Source organism: Pumilibacter muris (genome assembly GCF_943193045.1).
Lineage (GTDB): Bacteria > Bacillota > Clostridia > Christensenellales > Pumilibacteraceae > Pumilibacter > Pumilibacter muris.
Genome location: NZ_CALPCN010000001.1, coordinates 439,094 through 456,801 on the forward strand (window position 1 = coordinate 439,094; position 17,708 = coordinate 456,801).

Sequence of the window (17,708 nt, forward strand, 5' to 3'; positions counted from 1 at the left end):
TGCGTCGCGCTACCGCAACACCATGCCCACTATGTCGATTATAATCAAAAACGCCATCAAAAGCAAAAGTCCCACCGTGTGAATATAATTTTCCACTTTTCTATTCACGGGCTTTCCGCGTATCCATTCTATAACGGTAAACACTACCTTAGAACCGTCTAATGCCGGAATAGGCAACAGATTGAACAACCCGAGATTGCTCGCTATAAGCGGAAGCAATACGAATATATTTCGCCAATTCGCCGCCGATACCGACGCCATCATGCCGACAGTGCCCACAGGACCTGTAATTGACGTAATGGCGACTTTTCCCGTTATCAAATCGAAAAAGCTACCGAGAATAGTCCACGACATTTTAGCCGTAAAAGGCACGCAATAAACGAACGCGTCGCCCACGCTTCTGTTTCCGTATTCTCGAATAGATTCGAAACCGAATCCGCTGTACGCTTCTTTTCCGTCGCCCGGCACAATATTTTGCACCGTAAGTTTAACTTCTTTTTCTTCCCCGTTACGAATTACGGTAACGGTCACTTCGTCGCCGAGTTTTAAATCGGAAGTATAATCTTCGAACGACTTCATAACGTTTATTTTCTTACCGTTTACTTCCGTTATTTCGTCGCCAACTTCCAAAAGGCAATACGGGTTATTCTTTTCAGCGTCGGAATAATACCGTTGAGTTACATGCGGCGTGGAGTAGCCCACAATCAAAATAAACAGGAACGAAAACAGCACCGCCGACAAAAGGTTAAAAACACCGCCCGCAAGAAGCACTATAATTCGTTTCCACGGCTTTTCGTCAACAAACGAACGAACGTCGGGATTGTCGCTTGTTTCGCTCTCTCCCTCGAATGCGCAAAAGCCTCCGAGCGGAATAAGACGCAACGAAAAAACTTCTCCGTTTTTCTTTTTGCGGCTTAAAAGTTTGGGACCGAAACCCACCGAAAACTCGTTGATTTTAAATTTGAGAATTTTTCCCGCAATATAATGCCCGAACTCGTGAATGATTACCATAAGCAAAAGGATTACTATTGCAAGAAGAATATATAAAGCTATCAAAACTCACTCCGTCTTTTTAATTATAGTCCATCATAAGTTTTTCGTAAGTTTCGTTATGCACTGCGAATATTTCTTCCGACGAACTGTATTCGGTTACGTTCGCCGAATCGAGAGCGTTCCGCACAAGCTCTCCTATTTGAGTAAATCCGATTTTTCCGTTTAAGAACAGCGCGACGGCGGCTTCGTTTGCCGCATTCATTATGCACGGCGCCGTCCCTCCCGTTTGCAAACACCTCTTAGCTAACATAGGCAACGGAAAAAGTTCTTCTTTTGGCGGTAAAAACGTCATGCTGCAAAATTCAAGCGGTTTAACGTCGGACTCGAATCTTTCGGGATAGCTTAACGCCGACTGTATGGGAAGCCTCATATCGGGCGACGACATTTGCGCTATAACCGAACCGTCGCAAAATTCCACCATAGAATGAACTATACTTTGCGGATGAATAACGTAGTCTATATTTAATGTGTCGAACAACCAACGCGCTTCTATGATTTCAAGCCCTTTGTTCATCATTGTGGCGCTGTCTACCGAAATCTTTTTGCCCATTCGCCAGGTGGGATGATTAACTGCGGCTTCGGGAGTAACCGAAAGAAGTTCCTTTTTGTCGCATCGGTAAAACGGACCTCCGCTCGCGGTTAAAATCAATCTTTTAACATCACTTTCTCGCCCGGCACGCAAACACTGCCAAATCGCTGAATGCTCGCTGTCTACGGGCAATAAGCTAACACCTTTTTCGCGCGCTCGGGTTGTAACGAGCTTGCCTGCGGCGACGAGCGATTCTTTATTCGCAAGCGCAACGGTCGTTCCGTTTTCTATTGCCGCAAGCACGCTTGTCAGCCCAACGCAACCTACAACAGCAACAAGCACTATGTCGCAATTTACCGAAGCCGCAACTTTTAAACATTCAGCGCCGCAACCCACTTCGCACAAAAGAGCGTCTCTAACCTTGCGGTATTGTTTACAGTCGCAAATACCCGCATATTCGGGTTTAAATTTTTTTGCCTGAGCAATTAAAAGTTCCGAATTTTCGTTTGCCGTAAGTGAGACAATTTTGAACTTATCGGGATATTTTTCCACAATCTGCAAAGTTTGAGTGCCTATATATCCCGTGCTTCCTATAAGCGCAATCCGTTTCATACTAAATAATCAAAAAGCTCAAATAAATATAAATAACTACGGCGTTAAACATCATACCGTCTATTCTGTCGAGCACTCCGCCATGACCGGGCATAAAAGTGCCGTAATCTTTTATTCCGCATTTTCTTTTTAAATACGACGCAACAAGGTCGCCGATTTGATTGAACACCGAACCGAGCAATCCAAGCATAATAAAATGCACTACGTTCGAAATAGTTCCGCTTCCGAAAAGTCCTGTTTTCAACCAACCGAACCTTGCGAACATATACACAAGCATAGCGCCGCCAACACCGCCCAAAAGCCCTCCTACGGCGCCTGAAATAGTCTTTTTAGGGCTTATGTTGGGGCAAAGTTTCGGTCCCTTTAAAAGAGAGCCGACAAAATAAGCGAAAGTGTCGGTTAAGCAAGACACGATAAACACAAGCAATATAGCGTCTACCCTAAATACTGCTGGCAAATAGTTTAACCCGAGCATATACGACAAAACGGTTACGGGATAAATCATTGCGAGCACTGTGGAAATCGCATTGTTTTTGGTTCTTTTCTTACTCGCCGCGCAACATATAAAACATATTGCAGTTAAAAGTGCAAAAACGCCGAAAAATCCCGCTATTCCAAGCCCTTCGTCGAGGTATTTGGAAATAAAGAAAAACGCAAGATAGCCGAGAAAAATGTGTAAAAACACAAATATATCCAACGGCGGCGAAAACCTTTTGTCGAGCGCGCGGCAAAGTTCTATTCCGGCTCCCACCGCAACCATGAGCACGAAAATATCGAAAAAAATCTTGTTGACGTAAATCGACAAGAGCACGGTTCCGACGTAAACCGCCGCAATAAATATAGCCGTAATCGACCGTGTTTTCATGGTTTAACCTTTCCGAATCTGCGTTCTCGCGCAGAATAGTCGTTTAATATTTCGTACAAGAGCGTTTTATTAAAATCGGGCCAAAGCGTTTTGGTGAAAAAAAGTTCGCTATACGCGCATTGATAGAGCATAAAATTACTCAAACGCGATTCGCCTCCCGTGCGCACCACAAGGTCGGGGTCCGGCAAATCGGAAGTGTAAAGCAAACGAGAAAATGCGTCGGAATCGAGCACCGCTCCGTTTTTAACCGCAACGTTTACCGCTCTTAAAATTTCGTCGCGGGAGCCGTAATTCAAAGCTATGTTAAGCGTTCCGCCTGTGCACGAAGCGCTTTTCTCGATAGCGTCCGCAATAATATTACGCAAAGTCTCGGGAAAATATGACGTGTCGCCCATTGTTCGAACGCAAATATTTTTTTCGAGCAACTCGTTTAAAAACTCGGTAAAATACTCTTCCATCAGGTTAAAAAGAGCTTTTACTTCGTCTTGCGGGCGGTTTTTGTTTTCGGTTGAAAAAGCGTATACGGTAAGATAAGGAATACCTATTTTAAAGCATTCGTCAACTATGCGGCGCATTGTTTTAACGCCTTCTCTATGCCCCGCCTTACGCGGTAAGAACCTCTTTTTTGCCCACCTGCCGTTTCCGTCCATAATAAAGGCGATATGACGCGGCAAATTTTGCGGAATTTTTTCAGATTTCAAGAATTTCGGATTCCTTGTCTTTAAGCAACTTGTCTACCGATTCAATAAATTTATCCAAAGTTTTTTGCACGTCTTTTTCATACGAAGCCACTTCGTCTTCGGTTATAACGTTGTCTTTTTTAAGTTTTTTAAGCGAATCGATTATGTCGCGTCTTTCGTTGCGCAACACAACTTTGGTGTCTTCCGAAATGCGCTTAACCTGTTTTGTAAGGTCTTTGCGACGTTCTTCGGTAAGTTGCGGAAACACAAGGCGAATAGTTTTTCCGTCGTCGGTAGGATTGATTCCTATATCCGATGCGTTAATCGCTTTAACGACTTCTTTAAGCATACTCACGTCGTAAAGCGAGATAACGAGCATACGGGCTTCGGGCACCGTGATGGTAGCCATTTGAGAAAGCGGCGTAAGCGTTCCGTAATAGTCTACGGTGATTTTGTTAAGAATCTGCGGATTTGCGCGACCTGCGCGAATAGAGAGAAATTCCGATTTAAGATGCTCGAAAGCTTTATTGAGTTTGCTCTCGTATTGTGTAAACTCTTCTTGAACCTGAGGGTTTGATATTGCCATAACTTCCTCCGACAAACATTTTTTTAATTATAATATCGCACGGCTTGTATAAAAATCAAGTTGCCTTTGCGTTTGCACTAAGCTAATAGCCGCATATCGCAAACTTGCTCGAAAATTCGTTGCGAGCAAGTTTTTCTCTATTATATCAAAAAATCTGCGGCAACACAACTGTTTTAGCTGATTATTGTTCCCACTTTTTCACCCATAGCGGCTTTAATTAGACCTTGCTCGGAATTTAATCCGAAAGCGATTATAGGAATATTGTTTTCCATACACATGGTAATGCTCGTAATGTCCATTAAATGCAATTCTTTGTTTATAACGTCCATATACGAGATTTTGTCGAGTTTTTTAGCGCGAGGATTTGTTTTCGGGTCGCTATCGTACAAACCGTCTACGTTTTTAGCCATTAAAAGCACGTCGGCTTTAATTTCGGCGGCGCGCAAAGCTGCGCCCGAATCGGTCGAAAAATACGGATTGCCTGTGCCGCATGCGAAAATAACTATTCGTTTGCACTCGAAATGTTTTAACGCTTTTCTCAAAATATACGGTTCCGCAACAGACGGAATACTAAGCGCGGTTTGCACTCTCGATTGCACGCCTTCTTTTTCTATCGCGTCTTGCAAAGCAAGAGCGTTCATTATCGTAGCAAGCATGCCCATGTGGTCCGCCGTCACTCTGTCCATATCGGTGCCCTGTCTGCCGCGCCAAAAATTGCCTCCGCCCACAACTACGGCTATTTCTATGCCGCTACGGTGAAGTTGCACAAGCTGCGAAACAACGTGCTTAACGGTTTCGGGGTCTATGCCCACTCCTTTCTCGCCCGCAAGAGCCTCGCCGCTGATTTTCAACAATATTCTTTTATACATTCCGTTATCCTCCGCTTTCGGTATTGTAAATTTGCAAACGCCGTTCGCGTTTACCATATTATTTATAAAAGAATGGGACACCAAAACGGTTTGTTCGGTGTCCCGTCAAAATATTAAGCGTTTTATTTGTTTTGCATCTTCGCCACTTCTTCGGCAAGATTATCGACTTTCTTTTCAAGTCCCTCGCCCATAACGAAACAAGCGAAGCGAACGATTTTAACCGAGCAACCGGCTTTTTTGCCGAAATCGGCAACGAGCTGTCCCACAGTTACGTCGGGATTCTTAACGAATTCCTGCTCGACCAAGCAAATTTCCTTAAAGAATTTTTTAATTCTGCCCGCAATAACTTTTTCCACAACTGCGGCAGGCTTGCCTTCGTTGAGCGCTTGCGTGGTAAGAATTTCTTTTTCGTGCTCGGTTTCCTGAGCGGGAACTTCTTCGGGATAAACGTATTTGGGCGAAGAAGCGGCAATGTGCATTGCAATATCATGGCACATTGTTGCAAACTCTTCGTTCGAATTTAAATCTTTGTCGGTAGCCATTTCCAAAAGGACGCCTATTTTACCGCCCATGTGCAAATAGAACTCCTGTTTGCCGCTCTTAACGGCAAAACGTACAAATCTGCGAACCGAAAGTTTTTCGCCTATTTTCGCGGTGGCGTTATTCACAAGGTCGGTAACGGTGGAATTTCCGTCTACCTTAGAAGAAAGCAAAGCGTCAAGGTCGGCGGGGTCGGTTTCGGCAACCTGACGGGCTACCGCCGAGCTAAGCTCTACAAACGGTTCGGATTTCGCAACGAAATCGGACTCGCAGTTCACTTCCGCCAAAGCGCCCACTTTTCCGTCGGCGCTTACGAAAGCCGCAACAGCGCCCTCACTTGCCACGCGGGAAGCTTTTTTCGCGGCGATATTCACGCCTTGCTCGCGCAAAAATTCCGCCGCTTTTGCCATGTCTCCGTCGGTTGCGGTAAGGGCTTTCTTGCAGTCCATCATGCCCGCGCCCGTTTGTTCTCTTAATTTTGCAACGTCTTTAGCAGTAAAAGCCATTGTTCATTCCTCCTTAAACCGATTCGGTAGCCGTTTCGGCAACTTGTTCTTCGGTTTTCTCGCCGGCTTCGGCGGCTTCGCGAGCCTTTTCCTCAGCCATTTGAGCTTCTATCTGACGGCGAGCCGCAAGACCCTCCTCGCCCTCGCGCGCTTCTATAACGGCGTCGGCCATTGCGCCCGCAATAAGCTTTATGGCGCGAATAGCGTCGTCGTTGCCGGGAATAACGTAGTCAACTTCGTCGGGATTGCAATTTGTGTCAACAATTCCTACAATGGGAATATTGAGGCTACGCGCTTCGGCTACCGCAAGATGTTCTTTTTGAGGGTCAACAACAAAAAGGGCGCCGGGCAAAGTGCGCATATCTTTAATACCGCCCAAATTTTCTTCCAACTTGTCACGTTCCGCAATAAGCTTAATAACTTCTTTTTTGGGAAGAACGTTGAATTCGTTCATCTTCTCCATTTGGTTGAGCTTATTGAGACGCTCTATTCTCGAACGTATCGTGGTAAAGTTTGTGAGCGTGCCGCCGAGCCAACGGGATTTCATGTAGAACATTCCGCATTTCGTAGCTTCTTGAGCTATAGCTTCCTGAGCCTGCTTTTTAGTGCCGACGAAAAGAATGTTTTTGCCGCTTGCGGCAACTTCCTTGATGAACGCGTACGCTTCGTCGATAAGACCTACCGTTTTTTCGAGATTGATAATATAAATATCATTTCTCGCCGTGTAGATGTACTTCTTCATCTTCGGATTCCACTTTCTGGTGGGGTGACCGAAATGTACGCCCGCTTCCAGAAGTTGTTTCATAGAAACAACGTTTGCCATATTTTATACCTCCTGTTTGTACCTCCCCGCCCATCAACTTCGTTTCGGGAATAAGGCATGCAAAAATTTACCTTAAGCAACAGAAAAACGAATCCGAAGCGGGTGTGTATTCAAAACCTGAACAATTATATCACATTAAAAAAAGATATGCAAATGTTTTAGGCAGGGTTTAAAAATATTCTTGTTACTCTTTGTGTTCGTGATGACAGTGGCAACCGCACTCGTCGTCGCACTCGTGCTCGCCGTGCCCGCAATGGCAATCATCCCCGCAACAATCGTCGCAACAGTCGCAGTCGTATTCGCTCACGGCTTTAAGATATTCGTTAAACACTCTTTCCAAAAGCTCTTCGTCGAATAACGGGGTAAAATTACGCTCGTCGGGAGCGTCGTCGTTTACTGTATATTCGAAAATAACGGCTTCGTCTTCGCCTATTCCTTCCATAGGCTCGGCGGGTTGCAAAAGCTCGTAGAACTTTCCGTCGAGTTCTATGCTGGCGATTTCAAGAAACTTAACAGCCTGTTCGTTTTCGTCAAACAACTCGATAACCGAATCTTCTTCGAAAATTTCCACGTTCGCATTGTTTTCTTCCATTTTGATTATCTCCGTCTTTTTATTTTATACGTTTTTGCGCATCGAGATAACTTTGCAAAATTATCTGTGCGGAAAGAGTATCTATAACTTGCTTGCGCTTTTCTCGGCGCATATTGCATTCTATTAGCGTTTTTTCGGCGCTCACCGTTGTAAGTCGCTCGTCTTTGTACACAACCTTTAAGCCGCTGACTTTTTCGAGCACTTTGCCGAAACTTTCGGTTTTGTTTGCTCTCTCGCCGTGAGAGCCGTCCATATTTATAGGAAGCCCCAACACTATGAGCCCCGCGTCTTTCTCTTTGGCAAGCGCAGCTATTGCGTCTATATCCTTTCGCATAGACTGCGATTTATACGTTTCGAGCGGACTTGCAAGAGTTTCGCTTTCATCGCTTAACGCAAGCCCTATTCGAGCGTCACCGTAATCGATTGCCAATATTCTCAAATTTTATTCCTCTTTTTCGGTTAAATCGATTTCCATGTTTTCGCAAGCGTTCTTTTTTCGTCTCTTTTGCTCGGGGAATGCCTTAAATAACCGCGACGAACGAATTTTTTGTTTTAGCTCGGCTAATTTCTTCTCGGCGTCGGTAGTAGCTTGCGAAATTCTTTCTCCGACCGCGTCGGACGGAATTTTGAGCGCCGAACAGATTTTTTCAACGGCGGCATAATTCTTTTGATGCGCCGCAAGCTGAATAACGGTGAAAACAATATCGACCGCTATACCCGCAACCAAAGCGCCGCAACTTATCCAAACGGCAAGGTTCGGCATTTTTGCAATCAGTTTGGCGAGCGGCGGGTGAACTACGTCTACAAGCAACACGCAAGCTATTCCCCAAAGAAGCGAATATTTTAAGCAAACGTATCCTTTAATGTTAAAATGCTCGCCCGAATAGTCCCACCACTTTGTTTTGAACAGCTTCTCCAAAACGAACCCTACAACGAACTCCAACAACGAAGCAAGCGCAACGGAAGCGGGAAAAAGAACGTAAACCCCGATATTGAGCGGAGTAAGGCACAAAAGAATAAGCACCGCTCCGATTCCGTATATAGGGCACAAACAACCGTTCAAAAATCCGCGATTTTCAAACCGACCTCTTTTAAGAGTGGCATGTATAACTTCAACGCACCACCCCGCGCACGAATAAATAAAAAAATATAATATGTATTCGAACACCATGTTTTCATTATAACATTAAAACATACTAAAAGCAAGCTTTTTACAATAACGCGATTTTTCAACCGCTTGCTTAATTTAAGCATTGCAAAAATTCGAATTCGAACTCGCATATAAAAAAGCGGAAGTTTTTTCCGACTCCCGCTCTTTTATTTTTCCGATTAGTAGCTTTGCTCGTTCTGACAGTTTTCGCAGTTTTGTTGCTCGTTGTTTTGCGGGCAAAGCTTACTTTTGATTTGCTCTTGGGCGCCGCTCACCATTTGGCGAGTTTTTTGGCTGTTGCTCGCAAGGCAAGCTCCCGCAACCATACCCAAAGCCAAGCCTAAAAACATTGAATTTTTCATGCCGTTTCTTACCTCCGTTAGAGGTAGTATAAACATACGCGAAAATTTTTATACGGTTGTATGCGCTTAACTCTATTTTCCGAGTTTTACAAGATAATCGTTTATTGCGGCTTTAATCGCCTCTTCGGCAAGAACCGAGCAATGAATTTTTTGCGCCGGCAAACCGCCGAGTTCTTCAACCACTTGCGCGTTAGTAATTTTCAAAGCCTCTTCCACAGTTTTGCCTTTTATCATAGACGTGGCAACCGACGAAGTGGCTATTGCGGCAGCGCAACCGAACGTTTGAAAACTTACGTCTTCTATAACGTTGTCGGAATTGATTTTCATAAAAATTTTCATTATATCGCCGCAAGAAGCGTTGCCCACTTGCCCTACGGCGTTGGCGTCTTTCAATTCGCCCGCGTTTTGCGGGTTTGAAAATTCTTTTATAACACGTTCGTTATACATTTATTATCCCTTCTTTAAATTCGGCAAACAACGGCGATATAGCGCGCAGTTTGCTTACGATTTCAATCAGTTTTTCAACGGCGTAATCCGCATCCTGTTTTGTGTTGTCTTTTCCGAACGTGAACCTAATGCTTCCGTGAGCCGTCTCGTGTTTTAACCCCATAGCAAGCAAAACGTGCGACGGTTCGAGCGAACCCGACGAACACGCAGAACCCGACGAACACGCTATTCCGCATAAGTCGAGATTTAACAGCAAAGATTCGCCCTCTATAAATTCGAACGAAAAGTTCGCGTTTTGAGGCAACCTCTTTTCTCTGTCGCCGTTATATATTACATGCGGAATCTTTTTCTCCACTTCCGACACAAAATAATCGCGCAACTTTTTTATATGCGCCGCGTTTTCCGCAAGACTTTCGGTAGCAAGTTCCAAAGCCTTAGCCATTCCCACAACGCAAGGCACGTTGGTTGTGCCGCCGCGCATGGTTCTTTCCTGGTGCCCGCCTACCACAAACTTATCGGGTTTTACGCCGCCCCTTATATAAAGCGCGCCCACCCCTTTCGGACCGTAAAACTTATGAGCCGAGAACGTAAGCATATCCACGCCCAAATCTTTAACCGATACGGGAACGCTTCCCATCGCCTGAACTGCGTCGGTATGAAACAAAGCGCCCGCTTTATGAGCAATTTCGCAAAGTTCTTTCACGGGTTGAACGGTTCCGACCTCGTTGTTTGCCAGCATAACCGACACAAGAACGGTGTCGGGGCGCAAAGCTTTTTTAAGTTCGGTGGTACTCACAAGTCCTTTTTCGTTTACAGGCAAATAAGTTACTTCGAAACCCTGCGCTTCGAGTTGCTTACACGACGCAATAACTGCGGGATGTTCTATCGAACTCGTTATAATATGTTTGCCTACACTCTTTTTGGCGAAAGCCGCGCCTTTAATAGCCCAGTTGTCCGCTTCCGTACCACCCGAAGTAAAATATATTTCGGTGTGTTTCGCTCCAATTAGTTCGGCTGTTTTTCTTCGCGCCGTATCCACCGCAAGAGCGGCTTCTGCTCCGAACCCGTGAATTGAATTAGCGTTTCCGAACTTGTCCGAAAAATACGGAAGCATTTCGTTAAGAACCCGCTTATCGACGGGAGTTGTTGCCGAATGGTCGAGATACACCCGCCTGAAATCCGAATTTGTGCTCATGAATTACTTTCTCCCACAGGATATCTTTATTCCGCCACGTCGGAAGCGTAAAGCGGAAACCTTTCGGTAAGCTCGGCAACTTTCGCCGTGACAGCCGCAAGCGCGCTGTCTTTTTCTTTTATAACGCGGGCAATAAGCGAAGCGATTACTTTCATTTCGTTTTCTCCCATACCGCGAGTGGTAACGCTCGGAGTTCCTATGCGGATTCCGCTCGTAATAAACGGCGACTGGGGGTCGTTTGGAATAGTGTTTTTATTTACCGTTATACGGCACTTATCGAGCAACGCTTCTATTTCTTTTCCCGTAGTGTTATGTTCGGCAAGTTTTAAAAGCATTAAATGGTTGTCGGTGCCTCCCGAAACAAGATTTACGCCTTCCGCAATAAAACCTTTTGCAAGAGCCTGAGCGTTCGATTTAACCTTAGTTTGATACGCCTTAAATTCGGGCGAAGCCGCTTCTTTAAGAGCGACTGCTTTACCCGCTATAACGTGCATTAAAGGTCCGCCCTGCGTGCCGGGAAAAACGGCTTTGTTTATTTTTTTCGCTATTTCTTCGTCGTTGCAAAGTATCATGCCGCCGCGCGGGCCTCTGAGAGTTTTGTGGGTAGTTGTTGTAACGACGTGCGCGTAAGGAAACGGCGACGGGTGATTTCCCGTAACAATAAGTCCCGCAATGTGCGCCACGTCAACCATCAAATATGCGCCAACGCTATCGGCAATTTCACGGAAACGCTTGAAATCGATAACGCGCGAATAGGCGCTTGCTCCCGCTATAATCATTTTGGGTTTCTTCTCTTTCGCAAGCTTTTCCAAAGCGTCGTAATCTATGGTTTCGCCTTTGTCGCTAACTCCGTAAGGCACTATATTGTAGTTTTTCCCCGAAAAGTTTACGGGGCTGCCGTGCGTAAGATGCCCGCCGTGAGCAAGATTCATGCCGAGCACGGTGTCGCCTATGTTTAAAAGAGCGAAATACACAGCCAAATTCGCGTTTGCTCCGCTATGCGGCTGTACGTTGGCATAATTGCAACCGAAAAGTTTTGTAGCTCTCGCTATGGCAAGGTCTTCCACTTCGTCAACATACATGCAACCGCCGTAATAGCGCTTGCCGCTGTAACCTTCGGCATATTTATTAGTTAAATGCGAACCAACCGCAGCCATAACTGCCGGCGTAACAAAATTTTCGCTTGCAATAAGTTCTATATGCTCGCGCTGGCGCACAAGCTCGCGCTTCATCGCTTCGGCACACTCGGGGTCGGTGGCGGCTATAAGTTTAAGGTCTATCATTTATCTTCTCCTTCTTTTGGTTTTTCGGTTTCTGTCGCGCTTATTTTGCTTACTATAACAGGCAAATATTTTTTACTGCGGCGGTAAAGTCTTTCAATAAAATATACTGTGGGAATGCTTATTGCAAGCCCTATTACACCGCCTAAAAACATAGCTTTTTCGCCGTATGAAAACGGAATAACAAGCCCCGCAAATAAGAACAAAAGCGGCAAAATGTATAAATACAAGTAAGAGCCTTTAACTTGTTTTTCGGGCATAGCAACGGCAACGCTGTCACCCGTCTCGCATTCTATTTGGGAAAGCGCAGGCAAAATCAAATGATTTTTTCGCCCGAAACCGCACGCCTTGCAACCTTCGCATTTTGCGTTTTTTACTATTTTAACGTAGTATCTGTTCTTTTTTCTCGCGTGCACGGTGCAATACTCTATTCTTTCCATATTATATCCGTAACAATCTGTTGAGCCATTAAGCAACCCGCCGCATTAGGTGCATAGCTTACTGTGCCCGGCACTCCGTCGGCAACTATAGGCAGTCCCGCGTCGCACACCGTTTTTAACGACTTTATTCCCGCCTCCCGCAACTTTTTGCGCATTACGCGAGCAAGTCCGTCACCCGACGTTTTAAACACGTCTTTAACTTCGAAACGCGGAGCAAGCCTATTGCCTGACCCCATTGCGGAAATCACGGGAATGCCGCTTTGCACAGCGCGAACGATTAAATCGGTTTTATCCGCAACGCTGTCTATGCAGTCGGCAACATAATCGTACCGTTCGCAAAAAATTTGTTCTGCGGTTTCATTCGAATACCGCATAAACTTTTGCTCTACTCGGCAATCGGGCGCGATTTCGGCGGCGCGCAACACCGCCGCTTCCGTTTTGGCGCGTCCTATATTCAAAACGGTGCAAAGAATTTGACGGTTTAAGTTGGTTTCGTCGAACGTGTCGCAATCCACTACGGTAAGTTTCCCCACGCCCGCGCGAACAAGCATTTCAAAAGCGCAACCGCCCACTCCGCCGAGCCCCACTACGAGAACCGACGAATTGACGAGCTTACTTAGGTTAGCCGCCCCTATAAGCTTTTCGGTACGTTGCAAACGGTTATATTTCAAGTCGCTCATCTGCTTGCGAAAAATTCCACAATCGCGTTTACCGCACAACTTTCCGAATGTCCGTCCGACAACCGTTTTACGGTAACGGTGCCGTTGGCTTTTTCGCTTTCGCCTATAACCGCCGCATATTCGGCGCCCTGTTTATCGGCAAATTTGAACTGCGCTTTCAAGCTTCTTCCCGTGCTGTCGCAATCCGCGCTTATTCCGCCGCTACGCAAAGCGCGAACAAGCATTGTGCAATCGTCCGCAAACTCGGGCGACTGACTCACCGCCATAACCTTTATACGTTTTTCGGGCTTAAAAGGCGAGTTTAACGCCTCTTTGAGCAAAATCAACCTTTCTATTCCCATTCCGAATCCTACGCAAGGAGTGTGCTTTCCGCCTACGGATTCCACAAGATTATCGTATCTGCCGCCCCCGCAAACAGTGCCCTGCGCACCGAGCGCGTCGGTAACGAATTCGAACACTGTTTTTGTATAGTAATCGAGTCCGCGAACAATTCCCGAATCAACTTTAAACGGAATTTTCGCCGCAGTAAGCAACGTTTTCAGTCTTTCCATGTGGGCGGCGCAATCGTCGCAAATATAATCGAGAATACTCGGAGCGTTCGCCACAACGGATTTGCAAGACGGAACTTTGCAGTCGATAATTCTAAGCGGATTTGTTTTTAAGCGCGTATGGCACGTTTCGCACAATTCAGCCTTGTGCGCTTCTCCGAAAGACCGCAAAGCCTCGTTATACGCTTTTCTGCAATTCGGGCAACCTATGCTGTTTATATTTAGCGACAGCGAAGTAATACCGAATTTAATCAAAAAATCGTATGCGAGAGAAATTACTTCGAAATCGTATTCAGGCGCGTCGCCGCCGTAAAATTCCACGCCGAATTGATGGTGTTCCCTAAGCCTTCCCGCCGCAGGACGTTCGTATCTGAAAACAGGCGAAAAGTAGAACATTTTTAACGGCAAAGTTTCGCTTTCCAAAGAATTCTCAACGTAACTGCGCGCTACGGGCGCGGTGCCTTCGGGTTTAAGCGTTACGCTTCGCCCGCCCTTATCGGTAAACGTGTACATTTCTTTGCCGACTACGTCGGTGTCGTCGCCTATCGAACGCAAAAACAGCTCGGTATGCTCGAAAGCGGGCGTGCGGATTTCGCGCGCGTTATACAGCGCGCATATTTCTCTTGCAAGAGCTTCCGCCTGTTGCCACTTGTGGCTTTCGGAAGGGAGCACGTCTTTTGTTCCTCTCGGAATGCTTATCATAGTAACCTGCTTTTTATAAAATATATTTCTTTAAATCATGCCTACGCATACGTTCGCCGAGATGCTCGGAAACGTATTTTTCGTCTATTTTAACCTCAACTGTGGGATGGTCGCCCGACGCGTTAAAGCTGAGGTCTTCGAGCAACTTCTCCATAATGGTGTGAAGTCTGCGCGCGCCTATGTCTTCTCTTACGTTGTTATCGTCCACCGCAATTTCGGCAAGCATACGAATAGCCTCGTCGGTATACGAAAGTTTGATATTGTCTACTCCGAGCATAGCTCCGTACTGACGGGTTATGGCGTTTTCGGTTTCGGTAAGAATTTTCACAAAATCGTCTGCGGTTAAACTATTCAGCTCTACGCATACGGGGAACCGCCCTTGAAACTCGGGAATCAAGTCGCTGATAGAACTAACGTGGAATGCGCCCGACGCTATAAACAAAATATAGTCTGTTTTCATTGCTCCGTATTTTGTCATAACCGTGCAACCTTCCACTATGGGAAGTATGTCGCGTTGCACACCTTCACGCGATACGTCCGGTCCGTTCGAAGCTCCTTTGCCCGCTATTTTATCGATTTCGTCTATAAATATAACGCCCTGCTGCTCTGCACGTTTCAATCCCTCGCTGTTTATAGCGTCCATATCGATATGCTTTTCCGATTCTTCGAGCGTTAAAAGCTTAACCGCTTCTTTAACCGTAAGCTTGCGCTTTTTTCGTTTTTTGGGAACAAGTCCGCCGAATATGTCGCCCAAATTTATTTCGGCTCCCATGCCAGGCATAATTTCAACAGGCTTGGGCGCGTCGTTCACCTCTATTTCGAGCATGTGCGAATCGAGCTTGCCCGCGTTTAAGTCTTCTTGAAGTTGTGCTCTGAGCGCGCTTTCGGGCATATCGGCGTTTTGCTTTTTCTTGCTTGAAACAAGAGCGTCGAGAATTTTCTTTTCCGCAGCCGCCTTGCTCGTTTTTTCCACTTCGGCAAGCTTTTCTTCTTTAACGAGACGTACCGCCACTTCCGCGAGGTCGCGTATCATAGATTCCACGTCGCGCCCCACATACCCCACTTCGGTAAACTTAGTGGCCTCGACTTTTATAAACGGGGCTTTAACGAGCTTGGCGAGTCTACGCGCTATTTCCGTTTTACCTACGCCGGTAGGTCCTTTCATGATAATATTTTTCGGCGTTATTTCCTCGCGCAGATTGTCGGGAAGCATACTGCGACGGTATCTATTTCTGAGAGCTACCGCAACCGCTTTCTTCGCGTCTTGCTGACCTATAATATATTTATCGAGTTCCGTAACTATTTGCTTGGGAGAAAGTTCCATAATCACACCTCCTCTACCGTAAGATTGCCGTTGGTGAATATGCAAATCGACGAGGCGATTCTCATAGCCTTTTCCGCAATCTCGCGGGCATTGAGCTTTGTGTTCTCGGCAAGCGCGCGAGCCGCCGCAAGCGCGTAGTTACCGCCGCTGCCTATTGCGCAAATTCCGTTTTCCGGTTCTATTACGTCGCCCACGCCGGACACCACCAAAAGGTCGCGCGAGTCAGCAACAATCATCATAGCTTCCAACTGCCGCAAAATTTTGTCGCCGCGCCAAAGCTGAGCGAGTTCCACAGCGCTGCGCATAAGATTTCCGCTGTATTTGTGCAACATTCCTTCGAACCTTTCACTCAAAGTAAAAGCGTCGGCTACAGAGCCGGCAAATCCTATAACAACTTTGTCGTCGTAAAGTCGGCGCACTTTCACAGCGTTCGACTTCATAACAACGCTTTGACCTGCGGTTACTTGCCCGTCTCCCGCAATAACCGTTTTGCCGTCTTTTTTCACGGCAACAATAGTCGTTCCTCTAAGTTCCATTCTAATATAAACTCCTATAATATTTTGCCTTATAATAATTCATCGGTATTACCGAAAAGTATACTACATTTTTTCGGATAAATCAATTAAATCGTTCGCTTTTTTAAATTCGAGCAAATCGCGTTCCGAGCGCGCGCAATATTCTTCTTTTCGTTTCGCTTTGTCGCGCACATGTTCGGCAAGCGGCGGCAAAATTCCGAAATTAGCGTTCATAGGCTGAAAATTCGGATTGGGCGAAGTTATATACCGATACAGCGAACCTATTATCGTAGTGGGCGGCAACAAAAGCGGTTCCTGTTTTTTTAGCGCACGCACAACGTTCAGACCCGCAATAAGTCCCGACGCAATGCTTTCAACATATCCTTCCACTCCCGAAAGTTGCCCCGCTATAAAAGTATTTTTGCTGTTTTTCAACCGCGAATAGCAATCGAGTTCGCTCGGCGAATTTATATAAGTGTTTCGGTGCATAACGCCGTAACGGACGAATTCGGCGTTTTTTAGCGCCGGAATCATTCCGAAAACTCTTTTCTGTTCCCCGAATTTCAAGTTGGTTTGAAACCCGACTATATTGTACATTGTTCTTTCGGCGTTCTCCGCGCGAAGTTGAACCACAGCATACGGTCTTTTTCCCGTTTCGGGATGAACGAATCCTACGGGGCGCAAAGGTCCGAATCGAATGGAATCTTCTCCGCGCGCCGCCATAACTTCTATCGGCATACACCCTTCGAAAATTTCCCGCTTGTCGAACTCGTGAAGATTAGCGCGCTCCGCGCCCGCAAGTTCGGCAACGAAAGCCGAATACTCTTCTTTTGTAAGCGGGCAATTCAAATAGTCGCTGTCGCCTTTGCCGTATCTGTTAGCTGAAAAACATTTTGAAAAGTCTATAGTACAAGCGTCAACTATGGGCGCGGACGCATCGTAAAAGCCGAGAGAATCGCCTATCCGCCTTTTAAGAGCGTCGTTTATTCCGCCCACCGTTAAAGGTCCCGTAGACACAACGGTCAGTTCGCCGTCGTTCCAATCGTTCGCCGTTTCCGACGCAACTGTTATGTTAGGGTGCGTTTTAATGCTTTCCGTTACACTCTTTGAGAAAAGCTCGCGGTCAACAGCCAAAGCGCCTCCTGCGGGCACTTTGCACTTTTCGGCACAGCGCAATAAAAAACTGCCGAGCGCCCTCAGCTCGTTTTTAAGAAGTCCTCCCGCAGTACCGCGTTCGTCGGATTTTAAAGAATTCGAACATACGAGTTCGGCAAAATTCGCACTCTTGTGAGCGGGCGAAAACAACTTGGGTTTGCAATCGACAAGCTTAACGGAGTAGCCGCTTTCGGCTATTTTATGCGCGGCTTCGCATCCGGCAAGCCCCGCTCCTATAACGGTTACGTCCAACTG

General features: G+C 46.2%; 21 protein-coding genes. All 21 read right to left on the reverse strand.

All coding sequences use genetic code 11. The features are described 5' to 3' along the window. Window positions 1-9 precede the first annotated feature (9 nt). Window positions 10-1,056, reverse strand: a complete 1,047-nt coding sequence (locus tag NFR62_RS02120) for a M50 family metallopeptidase (RefSeq protein WP_251613051.1) — start codon at window positions 1,054-1,056, stop codon at window positions 10-12. A 16-nt stretch (window positions 1,057-1,072) separates the two neighbouring features. Continuing rightward, on the reverse strand, window positions 1,073-2,194 hold the full coding sequence (gene dxr / locus NFR62_RS02125) for a 1-deoxy-D-xylulose-5-phosphate reductoisomerase (RefSeq protein WP_251613054.1): 1,122 nt from the start codon (window positions 2,192-2,194) through the stop codon (window positions 1,073-1,075). A 1-nt stretch (window position 2,195) separates the two neighbouring features. Then, window positions 2,196-3,059 carry a phosphatidate cytidylyltransferase gene (locus tag NFR62_RS02130; protein WP_251613056.1) on the reverse strand — a complete coding sequence of 288 codons (864 nt, stop codon included), beginning with the start codon at window positions 3,057-3,059 and terminating at the stop codon, window positions 2,196-2,198. Next, window positions 3,056-3,760 carry a polyprenyl diphosphate synthase gene (gene uppS, locus NFR62_RS02135; protein WP_251613059.1) on the reverse strand — a complete coding sequence of 235 codons (705 nt, stop codon included), beginning with the start codon at window positions 3,758-3,760 and terminating at the stop codon, window positions 3,056-3,058. The genes NFR62_RS02130 and uppS overlap by 4 nt, the downstream gene beginning before the upstream one ends. Further along, entirely contained in the window at window positions 3,750-4,325 is a 576-nt protein-coding gene (gene frr / locus NFR62_RS02140; protein WP_251613061.1) for a ribosome recycling factor, read from the reverse strand. Before frr ends, uppS begins: the two co-directional genes overlap by 11 nt. Window positions 4,326-4,498: 173 nt before the next feature. Beyond that, window positions 4,499-5,194: a UMP kinase gene (gene pyrH / locus NFR62_RS02145; protein WP_251613064.1), complete on the reverse strand. Its 696-nt coding sequence runs from the start codon at window positions 5,192-5,194 to the stop codon at window positions 4,499-4,501. Between the two features lie 122 nt (window positions 5,195-5,316). Next, on the reverse strand, window positions 5,317-6,240 hold the full coding sequence (tsf, locus tag NFR62_RS02150) for a translation elongation factor Ts (RefSeq protein ID WP_251613067.1): 924 nt from the start codon (window positions 6,238-6,240) through the stop codon (window positions 5,317-5,319). A 13-nt stretch (window positions 6,241-6,253) separates the two neighbouring features. Further along, the gene (gene rpsB / locus NFR62_RS02155; protein WP_251613070.1) at window positions 6,254-7,063 is read right to left on the reverse strand and encodes a 30S ribosomal protein S2; all 810 of its coding nucleotides are present in this window, start codon (window positions 7,061-7,063) and stop codon (window positions 6,254-6,256) included. A 184-nt stretch (window positions 7,064-7,247) separates the two neighbouring features. After that, a complete protein-coding gene (locus NFR62_RS02160) occupies window positions 7,248-7,655 on the reverse strand; it encodes a DUF1292 domain-containing protein (protein WP_251613072.1) in 408 nt (135 codons plus the stop codon). 19 nt (window positions 7,656-7,674) lie between these two features. After that, window positions 7,675-8,094, reverse strand: a complete 420-nt coding sequence (gene ruvX / locus NFR62_RS02165) for a Holliday junction resolvase RuvX (RefSeq protein WP_251613075.1) — start codon at window positions 8,092-8,094, stop codon at window positions 7,675-7,677. A 3-nt stretch (window positions 8,095-8,097) separates the two neighbouring features. Continuing rightward, the gene (locus NFR62_RS02170; RefSeq protein ID WP_251613078.1) at window positions 8,098-8,826 is read right to left on the reverse strand and encodes a putative ABC transporter permease; all 729 of its coding nucleotides are present in this window, start codon (window positions 8,824-8,826) and stop codon (window positions 8,098-8,100) included. 158 nt (window positions 8,827-8,984) lie between these two features. Next, window positions 8,985-9,167, reverse strand: coding sequence for a hypothetical protein (locus NFR62_RS02175; protein WP_251613080.1), 183 nt, complete (start codon window positions 9,165-9,167; stop codon window positions 8,985-8,987). 72 nt (window positions 9,168-9,239) lie between these two features. After that, on the reverse strand, window positions 9,240-9,614 hold the full coding sequence (locus NFR62_RS02180) for an iron-sulfur cluster assembly scaffold protein (protein ID WP_251613083.1): 375 nt from the start codon (window positions 9,612-9,614) through the stop codon (window positions 9,240-9,242). Beyond that, window positions 9,607-10,809, reverse strand: a complete 1,203-nt coding sequence (nifS, locus tag NFR62_RS02185) for a cysteine desulfurase NifS (RefSeq protein WP_251613086.1) — start codon at window positions 10,807-10,809, stop codon at window positions 9,607-9,609. The genes NFR62_RS02180 and nifS overlap by 8 nt, the downstream gene beginning before the upstream one ends. Before the next feature lie 26 nt (window positions 10,810-10,835). Then, window positions 10,836-12,092, reverse strand: a complete 1,257-nt coding sequence (gene glyA, locus NFR62_RS02190) for a serine hydroxymethyltransferase (protein ID WP_251613089.1) — start codon at window positions 12,090-12,092, stop codon at window positions 10,836-10,838. Next, window positions 12,089-12,529: a SoxR reducing system RseC family protein gene (locus NFR62_RS02195; protein WP_251613092.1), complete on the reverse strand. Its 441-nt coding sequence runs from the start codon at window positions 12,527-12,529 to the stop codon at window positions 12,089-12,091. Before NFR62_RS02195 ends, glyA begins: the two co-directional genes overlap by 4 nt. Then, a complete protein-coding gene (locus tag NFR62_RS02200; RefSeq protein ID WP_251613096.1) occupies window positions 12,517-13,209 on the reverse strand; it encodes a tRNA threonylcarbamoyladenosine dehydratase in 693 nt (230 codons plus the stop codon). The genes NFR62_RS02195 and NFR62_RS02200 overlap by 13 nt, the downstream gene beginning before the upstream one ends. After that, window positions 13,206-14,459 carry a histidine--tRNA ligase gene (hisS, locus tag NFR62_RS02205; RefSeq protein WP_251613099.1) on the reverse strand — a complete coding sequence of 418 codons (1,254 nt, stop codon included), beginning with the start codon at window positions 14,457-14,459 and terminating at the stop codon, window positions 13,206-13,208. Before hisS ends, NFR62_RS02200 begins: the two co-directional genes overlap by 4 nt. Before the next feature lie 13 nt (window positions 14,460-14,472). After that, window positions 14,473-15,783, reverse strand: a complete 1,311-nt coding sequence (hslU, locus tag NFR62_RS02210) for an ATP-dependent protease ATPase subunit HslU (protein ID WP_476748509.1) — start codon at window positions 15,781-15,783, stop codon at window positions 14,473-14,475. Window positions 15,784-15,785: 2 nt separating this feature from the next. Next, complete coding sequence (gene hslV, locus NFR62_RS02215) at window positions 15,786-16,319, reverse strand: ATP-dependent protease subunit HslV (RefSeq protein ID WP_251613102.1); 534 nt, start codon at window positions 16,317-16,319, stop codon at window positions 15,786-15,788. A gap of 63 nt (window positions 16,320-16,382) precedes the next feature. Next, entirely contained in the window at window positions 16,383-17,705 is a 1,323-nt protein-coding gene (trmFO, locus tag NFR62_RS02220; RefSeq protein WP_251613105.1) for a methylenetetrahydrofolate--tRNA-(uracil(54)-C(5))-methyltransferase (FADH(2)-oxidizing) TrmFO, read from the reverse strand. Window positions 17,706-17,708 lie beyond the last annotated feature (3 nt).

Bases quoted from the DNA above. Each gene is read 5' to 3' on its own strand.
- dxr (WP_251613054.1), bottom strand. From the start codon at position 2,194: ATGAAACGGATTGCGCTTATAGGAAGCACGGGATATATAGGCACTCAA.
- NFR62_RS02130 (WP_251613056.1), bottom strand. From the start codon at position 3,059: ATGAAAACACGGTCGATTACGGCTATATTTATTGCGGCGGTTTACGTC.
- frr (WP_251613061.1), bottom strand. From the start codon at position 4,325: ATGGCAATATCAAACCCTCAGGTTCAAGAAGAGTTTACACAATACGAG.
- pyrH (WP_251613064.1), bottom strand. From the start codon at position 5,194: ATGTATAAAAGAATATTGTTGAAAATCAGCGGCGAGGCTCTTGCGGGC.
- tsf (WP_251613067.1), bottom strand. From the start codon at position 6,240: ATGGCTTTTACTGCTAAAGACGTTGCAAAATTAAGAGAACAAACGGGC.
- rpsB (WP_251613070.1), bottom strand. From the start codon at position 7,063: ATGGCAAACGTTGTTTCTATGAAACAACTTCTGGAAGCGGGCGTACAT.
- NFR62_RS02160 (WP_251613072.1), bottom strand. From the start codon at position 7,655: ATGGAAGAAAACAATGCGAACGTGGAAATTTTCGAAGAAGATTCGGTT.
- NFR62_RS02170 (WP_251613078.1), bottom strand. From the start codon at position 8,826: ATGGTGTTCGAATACATATTATATTTTTTTATTTATTCGTGCGCGGGG.
- NFR62_RS02175 (WP_251613080.1), bottom strand. From the start codon at position 9,167: ATGAAAAATTCAATGTTTTTAGGCTTGGCTTTGGGTATGGTTGCGGGA.
- NFR62_RS02180 (WP_251613083.1), bottom strand. From the start codon at position 9,614: ATGTATAACGAACGTGTTATAAAAGAATTTTCAAACCCGCAAAACGCG.
- nifS (WP_251613086.1), bottom strand. From the start codon at position 10,809: ATGAGCACAAATTCGGATTTCAGGCGGGTGTATCTCGACCATTCGGCA.
- glyA (WP_251613089.1), bottom strand. From the start codon at position 12,092: ATGATAGACCTTAAACTTATAGCCGCCACCGACCCCGAGTGTGCCGAA.
- NFR62_RS02195 (WP_251613092.1), bottom strand. From the start codon at position 12,529: ATGGAAAGAATAGAGTATTGCACCGTGCACGCGAGAAAAAAGAACAGA.
- NFR62_RS02200 (WP_251613096.1), bottom strand. From the start codon at position 13,209: ATGAGCGACTTGAAATATAACCGTTTGCAACGTACCGAAAAGCTTATA.
- hisS (WP_251613099.1), bottom strand. From the start codon at position 14,459: ATGATAAGCATTCCGAGAGGAACAAAAGACGTGCTCCCTTCCGAAAGC.
- hslU (WP_476748509.1), bottom strand. From the start codon at position 15,783: ATGGAACTTTCTCCCAAGCAAATAGTTACGGAACTCGATAAATATATT.
- hslV (WP_251613102.1), bottom strand. From the start codon at position 16,319: ATGGAACTTAGAGGAACGACTATTGTTGCCGTGAAAAAAGACGGCAAA.